Source organism: Pseudomonadota bacterium, assembly GCA_010028905.1.
GTDB lineage: Bacteria > Vulcanimicrobiota > Xenobia > RGZZ01 > RGZZ01 > RGZZ01.
Map to the genome: position 1 here is coordinate 1 of RGZZ01000697.1, position 1950 is coordinate 1950.

Sequence of the window (1950 nt, forward strand, 5' to 3'; positions counted from 1 at the left end):
CCGTGCCCCTCCCCCCCGCACCCCGAAACGCGCCCCATCGGGCCCGATGCGCACACCGCAGAGGCAGGAACCAACGCGACCCTGTCCCGAAGCAAGCGCATTCATTCCGCCCCGTGCTGCTGCACGGCGCGAGGACATCCCCCACGGAGGTCGCTGATCGATGCAACCGGAGCCATTGCTGGGCCTGAAGCGGAGCCATTCCTGCGGAGCGCTGCGCGCAGACCACTGCGGCGAGACCGTCACCCTCATGGGGTGGGTGCACCGCCGCCGCGACCTGGGTGGCCTCATCTTCATCGATCTGCGCGATCGTGACGGCATCACCCAGATCATCTTCAGCCCGCAGCAGAACGCCGAGATCTTCGAGAATGCCAAGGACCTGCGCAACGAGTTCGTCATCGCCGTGACCGGCGTGGTCGACAAGCGCGGCGAGGGAACCGTCAACACCCGCCAGGCCACGGGCGAGATCGAGGTGCGCGCCCAGGCGCTGCGGCTGCTCAACACCTCGAAGGTGCCCCCCATCCCCATCAACGAAGACAAGGCCCTCGACGACGGCCTGCGCATGAAGTACCGCTTCCTCGACCTTCGCCGCGGCGTCATGCAGCAGCGCATCATCACCCGCCACAAGGTGGGCAAGGCCATGCGCGAATTCCTGAGCGGTCAGGGCTTCCTCGAGATCGAGACCCCCATGCTGGTGCGCAGCACGCCCGAAGGCGCCCGCGACTACCTCGTTCCCAGCCGCGTGAACCCGGGCAGGTTCTATGCCCTGCCCCAGTCGCCCCAGCTCTTCAAGCAGCTGCTCATGGTGAGCGGTCTCGAGCGCTACTTCCAGATCGCCCGCTGCTTCCGCGACGAAGATCTGCGCGCTGATCGCCAGCCCGAGTTCACCCAGCTCGACCTTGAGATGTCGTTCGTCGAGCAAGACGATGTGTTCAACATCATCGAGGGAACCCTCAAGCACGTCTTCAAGCAGGTGCTCGACCTCGACCTGCAGACACCGTTCCCCCGCATGCCCTACTACGAGGCGGCTGAGCGCTACGGCAGCGACAAGCCCGACACGCGCTTCGGCATGGAGATCTTCGACGTCACCGAGACGCTGCGCGGCGTCGACTTCGCGGTCTTCAAGGGCATCATCGAAGGCGGCGGCCTGCTGAAGGGCATCGCGGTGCCCGGCGGCGCGTCGCTGTCGCGCAAGGAGACCGACGAGCTCACCGCCCTCGTCAAGGGCTGGGGGGCGGGCGGCCTGTTCACCATCGGCCTGCAGGAAGACGGCACACTGCGCTCGTCGCTAGCGAAATACCTCGACGACGCCACCTCGACCGCGCTGCGCGAGAAGAGCGGCGCGAAGAACGGCGACATGCTCTTCCTCGTGGGGGGCGACAAGGCCAAGGCCCTCGAGGTGCTGGGCAAGCTTCGTCTCGAGATGGGGCGACGGCTCAAGCTCATCCCCATGCCAGGCACGGTGGTTCCCAATCCGGAGACTCAAGCCTACAACTTCCTCTGGGTGGTGAACTTCCCGCAGTTCCAGTGGAATGCCGAGGAGCAGCGCCTCGAGGCCGAGCACCATCCGTTCACGTCTCCGCTGCCGGAAGACATCCCCCTGATGAAGACCGAACCGCTGAAGGTGCGCTCGAGCGCCTACGACCTCGTTCTCAACGGCAACGAGCTGGGCAGCGGAAGCATCCGCATCCACCAGCGCCCGCTCCAGGAGCTGGTGTTCGAGGCCATCGGCCTCGACCTGGCGGCAGCGAACGAGAAGTTCGGCTTCCTCATGGAGGCCTTTGAGTTCGGCGCCCCGCCCCACGGCGGCATCGCGCTGGGCTTCGACCGCCTCACCGCGCTCATGAGCGGCATCGACTCGATCCGTGAGGTCATCGCATTCCCGAAGAACCAGAACGCGGTCGACATGCTCACGGGAGCGCCGGTCGAGCCCACCCCCGAGCAGCTCGCCCT

The 1950-nt window shown here is 66.3% G+C and carries 1 protein-coding gene; it reads left to right on the forward strand.

Annotation, left to right across the window (positions count from 1 at the left end; genetic code table 11):
• Positions 1 to 160: 160 nt before the first annotated feature.
• Positions 161 to 1950 (forward strand): aspartate--tRNA ligase (aspS, locus tag EB084_24455; GenBank protein ID NDD31415.1); only part of this gene is annotated, 1790 nt, incomplete at its 3' end.